The sequence below is a fragment of the Janthinobacterium woesei genome (assembly GCF_051380875.1).
GTDB lineage: Bacteria > Pseudomonadota > Gammaproteobacteria > Burkholderiales > Burkholderiaceae_D > Janthinobacterium.
In genome coordinates this window covers 81516-88202 of sequence record NZ_JBNYXW010000024.1, presented here as the reverse complement: position 1 = coordinate 88202, position 6687 = coordinate 81516, and the positions used below count along the sequence as shown (strand labels likewise).

Genomic DNA, 6687 nt, shown 5'->3' with positions numbered 1-6687 from the left:
AAGACGAGAGTAAACGCGAAAACGAGAAAGTTTACAAGGGCTGCCGCAACGCATTGAATGTAAACGGCTTTTTCGCCCACGCGCTCGACGGTCCGGACTTGTGTATAACGACGTGGGCTCAAGCAGTCTACCCAGTTAGGCGAAGAGAGTTTATAGAGTTGCCGAGGGCCGTTTTGGGGTGTTGCCTGGCAGTGGCCGCCTGCGACTAGAAGCGGACGTTTTCATGGGTGTGACAATGTATGCATTTTGCTTACCTGTAATTTGTTATTCTCTACGGCCGCTCGTGACCAATGTTGGCAATTAAAAGGCAGGTCGACCATAGTGTTAAATTAATTCTAGGAAACCATACATGCACTTGCCAGCCGCCACAAACGCCCCCCGAGACTTTGATTTCATTATCGGTGATTGGCTTGTGAAACATAGACGGCTAAATTCAAAATTTACAAATTGCAACGAGTGGACGGAGTTTGACGGGCTTTCTTCGACCGTAAAGACACTGGGTGGCTTTGGAAACTTAGAGGACAATGTACTCTACTTCCCAGATGGTACGTTCCGCGCTCTTGCACTCCGCTCGTTTTGTATTAAATCCGAAACTTGGTCGATCTGGTGGCTCGATGCACGTAACCCGGCAACGCTCGATATCCCTGTTGTTGGAAAATTCTCCAATCACATTGGCTTATTTTTTGCAGACGACATACTTGATGGTCAACCAATAAAGGTGCGGTTCACCTGGACTGCAACACCTAGGGAAAATCCTCGTTGGGATCAAGCCTTTTCTAAGGACCAAGGAAGAACATGGGAAACGAACTGGACTATGGATTTCGTGCGCGCCACACAGGGAATCGCACCCATTAGCCCTTGAAGGCTGAGACTGCCAACGATGGTAATCGGCCAGAAGCGGTCGTTAGCGGGTGAGTGACAATGTGTGAGTTTTTCCCCGCGGTAATCCGCAATCCTCTGGTGCCACTATCTATCGCTATCGATAATTCGAATTTTCGAAGTTAAAGAGAACATCATCGTCCTTTCGGTAAATTCGCCTATTGACCGGTTTCACGAGTTTGGCTGTGAGTCATTTGAAGTCACCACTCCACATTCAATACATCAAAGAAATTTATTCGCAAATGTATTAAGTTTTACCTCCAAAAATAAATTATAAATTTAAGAAAAAATGAAAAAAACTCTTACTTGGCTGCATTTATCTGACATACATTTCTGAAAAAAAACAAACTGGCGCGATGATTTTAGCCGCGATACTTTGCTAAAGTACTTGAAAGGAATTTTTGAAGTAAATCCCGAATTGAAGCCGGATTTTGTTTTTTGCACGGGTGATATAGCATTCGGTGAAGTGAGATCTGACCCTTTATCTGAGCAGTATGTAAAAGCCAAAGAATTTTTCGACAAAATTTTAACAATATGTGGAAAAGAATCGGTTATGCCAAAGGAACGGCTATTTTTAGTTCCTGGGAATCATGATATCGATAGGTCGAATGTTAATGCTGACGCGCAAGCGATGTATAAAAAGTTTTCTTGCGATTCTGAAAATAATTGCTCAAAAATTAATTCTAGATTTAATGAAAAAAGTATTGAATTCAAAGATGCAATTCGTAGATTAGATCAATATGGAGAGTTCATAAAAGAATACCTTCCTCACCAGTATGACGCTGAGGGAAGATATTTTTACGCGCAAAATATTACGGTTCATGGAATCACCGTGGGGATAGCCGGATTTAACTCAGCTTGGACTTGTGCCGGCGAGGAGGATGATAGAAACTTATGGCTAGCGGCTGAGTGGCAATTTAATTCTGCGGCTTCAGTAATTTCGAACGCAGATATTCGCGTTGGACTCATTCATCATCCAATGGATTGGTTTAATACTGCGGAAAGGAATATTGTCAGTAGGAGAATATCCACTGATTTTGATTATTGGCTACATGGACACACTCACAATTCTTGGGTGGCTCCAGGCTCCACCCACATCGTCGTCGGTGCAGGAGCGGTCGGTGCGGAAATGAGTGAAGAGTTTGGTATAAATCTTACGACTGTTAATTTCGATGAGTGCACGGGTGTAACTCGCCTCCATGCAAAAAAATCAAGTGCTTCTGGCTGGATGATTTCCCCAGTTCCTAGTCATGCACCTACTGGTGAATGGTGCTATTCATTACCGACTCGAATAGCTGAGATATTTTATCAAAAAGGAGAAGCTATGACACGCGAAATGGATCTGGATAATTCTTCTAGAGACGGATTAATTTCACGTTATTTTTCGAGGAAATTGGAAGATTCACTACGTTCTTTTTCTAGCCACTCGAATTCATGGGTAGACCGTATCCTATCGACCGCGTCGGAAACTGAAAAAAATTCCGATCTCGCGGAGAAAATAAATTTTTCTGAACTAATAAAAAATCCGAAATCTGCACTTATTAAAGCGCCACCACAATATGGTTTAACCTGTTTATCTCATAAAATCGTGCTTGAGGCGTGGAATAGTCCTTTGCGATCACTGTTTTTGTACTTGGATGCTAGGAATTTACAACCTCACAAATCATCGATTGAACAAGCGACTTCTGATGAACTGCAGATGCTCGGGCGTACTCGCAGTGAAATTAATTGCGTCATCCTCGACTCCTTCGATTCTGACGAGAAAAACATGGTGAAAATGCTAAAAAATGTTAGCATTATTTTTTCCGGGATTCCTCTGGTAGTGATGATGAAGATGTCGAGTGGGAGCTTTAATCTGACAAGCATCGACATAGAGGATAGGAAATTTGAAGAATATTATCTTTGGACAATTGGAAGAAGTGTAATTAGAAATATTGTCGCAGCTTATAACGAAGTAAGAAAGATTGGCGATGAAGATACTGTCACCGCGAGAATTACATCTGATCTTTCTGTGTTGAATCTCCATCGAACGCCAATTAATTGCATAACCTTGCTGAAAGTATCGGAGGCCGAGTTCGATGAAAGTCCCGTCAATAGATGCGACGTAATTAGACGAGTCCTCTTTTTATTATTTAATGTAGATACTTTGCCTTCATACAAAAGTAAGCCGGATCTCAAAGACTGTGAATATGTTTTGGGTAGTTTCTGCGAAGGGCTATTGCGGTCAGGAAATCATCTCTTTGCCAGAGACAAATTCCTTTCGGATGCACAAGCATTTTGTAAAGATAAATTAATTGATTTGGAAACAAGCTCAGTCTTCGACATACTATACCAAAATAATATAATTATAAAGATTGGTCATTTTTTTCGATTCAAGTCATCATATTGGATTTTCTACTTTTCCGCCCAGCGGATGTATCATGACGAGGAATTTGCTAATTTCATATTAAGCGATATGCGTTATTCGCTTTATCCTGAAGTAGTTGAATTTTACACGGGTATTGATAGGAGGAGAAACAATGCTTTAGAAATCCTAATAAATGACTTAAGTAAAATTCATCAACAGGTTCAAAATCAATGCGGTTTGCCTTTTGATGTCAATCCGTATAGATACTCATTATGGAACTCATCAGAGGCCACACGAGAAAAAATGGAAAAGGAGATTGCGGAGGGGGTGAAGGAGTCAAATTTACCAGTCGCCATCAAAGACCAGTATGCAGATAAATTATATGATAAGTCAAAACCTTATCAGCAAGAAATAAAAAACGTCCTTGGTGCTCATAATTTTAGCAATATGCAAAGTGTGATGTCTGCAGGAGCGAGAGCATTACGAAATAGTGATTATGCGTCGACTGACGTAAAAAAGAGACTGTTAAAGGAGATAATGAATTGCTGGCATCAAACAACTCGGGTTCTTTTTGTAATTTTACCTCTCTTGGCAAAAGAAGGTTATGCCGCGTATGATGGCGCAGCTTTTGCGCTTGGTGATGGATTTGGCACTGAACCGAATGAGAGGTTATTACGTATTCTCGTAAGTATTCCTTATAACGTTTCCTGCTGGGTGCAAGATGATTTGTACTCTAGAAAAATGGGGCCATTATTGCTTGATCAACTTTTTGGTGGAGAGATAGGAGAAATTGAGAAGCATGAGCTTGTTTTAATATTAATTTCATATAGGCCCAAGAACTGGGATAAGGCTATTCAACGCTATATATCAGAATGCGGAAAAAGCTCATTTTATTTGATGGACACTTATCAGGCGTTACGCACTCAATATCGCATAGGCTATTTCTCCGATGCCGCTTCCCTGTCGACAGTAGAACACTTAATAAAACTTGCTGCAGCCAAACATGTTACAGGGCAAAAATTGCCAAACGAGAAATCACTAAAAAATCTAAAAGGGGATTTTATTCCTGATAGAATAGTATAAATTGAAAATCTTCGAGTGATTGATTTTGAATGGTTTTTAAGATCAATTCTATATCTTTTTCCCTTGAAAATATGCTAAAACATCTGTAAGGAGTCCGACGTCAAAGGGATAAATGTTTTCTTTGGCTGGAATTGGCTATAGCACCAGGGTCCGCAAAGGGGCGCAAGCTGTCGGTAGGGGAAGGTCAGCAATCGGCCAGCAGTGGCGACCGTGGCGTGATGCAAGCTGGTGTGCAGTTTCCGCGTGCAGATAGCAACGCTACTGCACGGTTTTTGTTTTGCATTGCAAAGCCATGCCTGTCGAAGCGTTACCAGTGTCTGTTAATCAATGTGATGACTCTGGTGTCAAGTCGCTTCGCCTGCGGCTGATCCTGTGGCCAGGGTGGCGCCCCAGCGCTGCTTTGCCGCCTGGAAGTCGAGTGGGCTGCGCCACAAGTCTGCGTAGGTCCAGTCGGCGTTCGGGGTGCGCCACACGATTTCCAGCGCCAGCCCATCGGGGTCGCGGGCATACACTGAGAGATGCATGGGCTGGTGTACGCAATCGATCAAGGCGCCGGCCTCTTTCAGTCGCTGGCCCATGTTCTCCAGCTCTGTGATGGTGCCGACCTCGAAAGCGACGTGGAACATCCCCGGCCCGGAGGGCTGACCCCAGCCCGGGAGGGGCAGGGTCGCATTGGCAATGATCGCGATATCGTGATGATTGCTCGATTCGCCGGCGGCGCGAAAGAAGCGCATCTCTTTCCAATTATCTTGTGCAGCCAATGTGGAAACGAGCTCGAGTCCGAGCACGTCCCGGTAAAAAACAGTCGAAGCTTCCAGGTCGGAGACCGAAAGAACCACGTGATTGACGCGGCGGATAGACATAGAATTTCCTTGTTATTGAGTAATGGTAGGGATAGCGGCCATCCGCGCTGATCGACAGGGTGCGCGCTGCCAGCGCAGCATTTAAGGAGTGCTCTGGCTGTAGAGGGAAAGGCGGCGCATCAGTTCGCCGGCTGCGATGAGTTGGGCGCGTTCTGGTGCGGAAAGGCAAGTCTGCATGGCTTCCAGCAGCCAGCTATCGCGCCTGGTCCGCGTGGCATGCACGAGAACGCGGCCTGCCTCGGTAAGCGAGAGACGCACCTTGCGCTTGTCAACAGGATCGGGGGTACGCTGAATCAGGCCGCGCTCATCGAGCTTGCCCAGAATCTGCGCGAGATTGGAGGAATGCAGCTCCAGTTCGGACGCAATCTGTGTCGGTGTCGCATGGCCAGCACCCCGCTCAATCACCCCCAAAGCCATCAGTTCAGTCCATGTCTCGCCATCTGCGCGCGCCGATTGCCGGAGGCGCCGTGTGAGCGCGACGATGTTATCGCGCAGTTCTGAAATTTGTTCACGTTGTTGTTTGATATCTTGCATATACCTATAATGACATAGCTATTAAAAAATAGCAAATTAAGCTATTGGGTTCCTGCTTTGGATCCTGAAAACATCGAAAATAGCCGCCTTCTTTGCTTGCGCCAGGGCGCACTGCCAAAGGTCTCTGTTGTCTGCGGGGTTCGGCTCTTCGTCCTGCCAGTTTTTTCTGGCTCGCGTACAATCGCGCCTTATGTATATCGATTCCCATTGCCATATCAATTTCCCCGAGCTGGCTGCTCGCATGCCCGAGATTCTGGCCAAGATGGCAGAGAACAAGGTCACGCACGCCTTGTGCGTGTCGGTCGACTTGCCGGACTTTCCACAGGTGCTGGCCCTGGCCGAGCAGTATCCGCATATTTTTGCTTCCGTCGGCGTGCATCCCGACTACGAAGACACGCCTGAACCGTCCGTGGAAGACCTGGTGCGACTGGCCGACCATCCGAAGATTATCGCCATCGGCGAGACGGGCCTCGACTATTTCCGCCTGACGGGCGACCTGGAGTGGCAGCGCGAGCGCTTCCGCACGCACATCAAAGCATCAAGAATCACCCGCAAGCCCTTGATTATTCACACAAGAGCGGCCAGCGAAGACACCATCCGCATCATGCGCGAAGAAGGCGCCGGCGTGGCCGATGGCGGCGTGGCTGGCGTCATGCATTGCTTTACGGAATCCCTGGAAGTGGCGAAAGCCGCCATCGACATGGGTTTCTATATTTCCTTCTCCGGCATCGTCACGTTCAAGAGCGCGAAAGACTTGCAGGCCGTGGCACTGGAAGTGCCACTGGAACGCATTTTGATCGAGACCGATTCGCCCTATCTTGCCCCTGTGCCATTCCGTGGCCGCATGAATGAACCGGGCTATGTGGCCCACGTGGCCGAATACCTGTCGACCCTGAAAGGCATACCATTGGCCCAGGTGGCGCAACAGACGACGGATAATTTCTTCAAGTTATTCAATCAGTTGCCATAATTTCTTAAGGT

5 protein-coding genes are annotated in these 6687 nt (G+C 46.3%); 3 read left to right on the top strand and 2 right to left on the bottom strand.

All coding sequences use genetic code 11. The annotated features are described in order from the left end of the window. Window positions 1–349 precede the first annotated feature (349 nt). Together ACQ4W6_RS23935 and ACQ4W6_RS23930 are read left to right on the top strand one after the other, a co-directional pair. Window positions 350–862, top strand: coding sequence for a DUF1579 domain-containing protein (locus ACQ4W6_RS23935; RefSeq protein WP_436569663.1), 513 nt, complete (start codon window positions 350–352; stop codon window positions 860–862). A 393-nt stretch (window positions 863–1255) separates the two neighbouring features. Continuing rightward, a complete protein-coding gene (locus ACQ4W6_RS23930) occupies window positions 1256–4309 on the top strand; it encodes a metallophosphoesterase family protein (RefSeq protein WP_436569662.1) in 3054 nt (1017 codons plus the stop codon). 344 nt (window positions 4310–4653) lie between these two features. Here ACQ4W6_RS23930 and ACQ4W6_RS23925 read toward each other — a convergent pair whose 3' ends face one another. Continuing rightward, window positions 4654–5172 carry a VOC family protein gene (locus ACQ4W6_RS23925; protein ID WP_436569661.1) on the bottom strand — a complete coding sequence of 173 codons (519 nt, stop codon included), beginning with the start codon at window positions 5170–5172 and terminating at the stop codon, window positions 4654–4656. 81 nt (window positions 5173–5253) lie between these two features. Further along, window positions 5254–5706, bottom strand: a complete 453-nt coding sequence (locus ACQ4W6_RS23920) for a MarR family winged helix-turn-helix transcriptional regulator (protein ID WP_436569660.1) — start codon at window positions 5704–5706, stop codon at window positions 5254–5256. Window positions 5707–5896: 190 nt separating this feature from the next. Here ACQ4W6_RS23920 and ACQ4W6_RS23915 point away from each other — a divergent pair, with 190 nt between their 5' ends. Then, on the top strand, window positions 5897–6676 hold the full coding sequence (locus ACQ4W6_RS23915) for a TatD family hydrolase (protein WP_436569659.1): 780 nt from the start codon (window positions 5897–5899) through the stop codon (window positions 6674–6676). The last annotated feature ends 11 nt before the right edge of the window (window positions 6677–6687 follow it).

Bases quoted from the DNA above. Each gene is read 5' to 3' on its own strand.
- ACQ4W6_RS23935 (WP_436569663.1), top strand. From the start codon at position 350: ATGCACTTGCCAGCCGCCACAAACGCCCCCCGAGACTTTGATTTCATT.
- ACQ4W6_RS23920 (WP_436569660.1), bottom strand. From the start codon at position 5,706: ATGCAAGATATCAAACAACAACGTGAACAAATTTCAGAACTGCGCGAT.
- ACQ4W6_RS23925 (WP_436569661.1), bottom strand. From the start codon at position 5,172: ATGTCTATCCGCCGCGTCAATCACGTGGTTCTTTCGGTCTCCGACCTG.
- ACQ4W6_RS23915 (WP_436569659.1), top strand. From the start codon at position 5,897: ATGTATATCGATTCCCATTGCCATATCAATTTCCCCGAGCTGGCTGCT.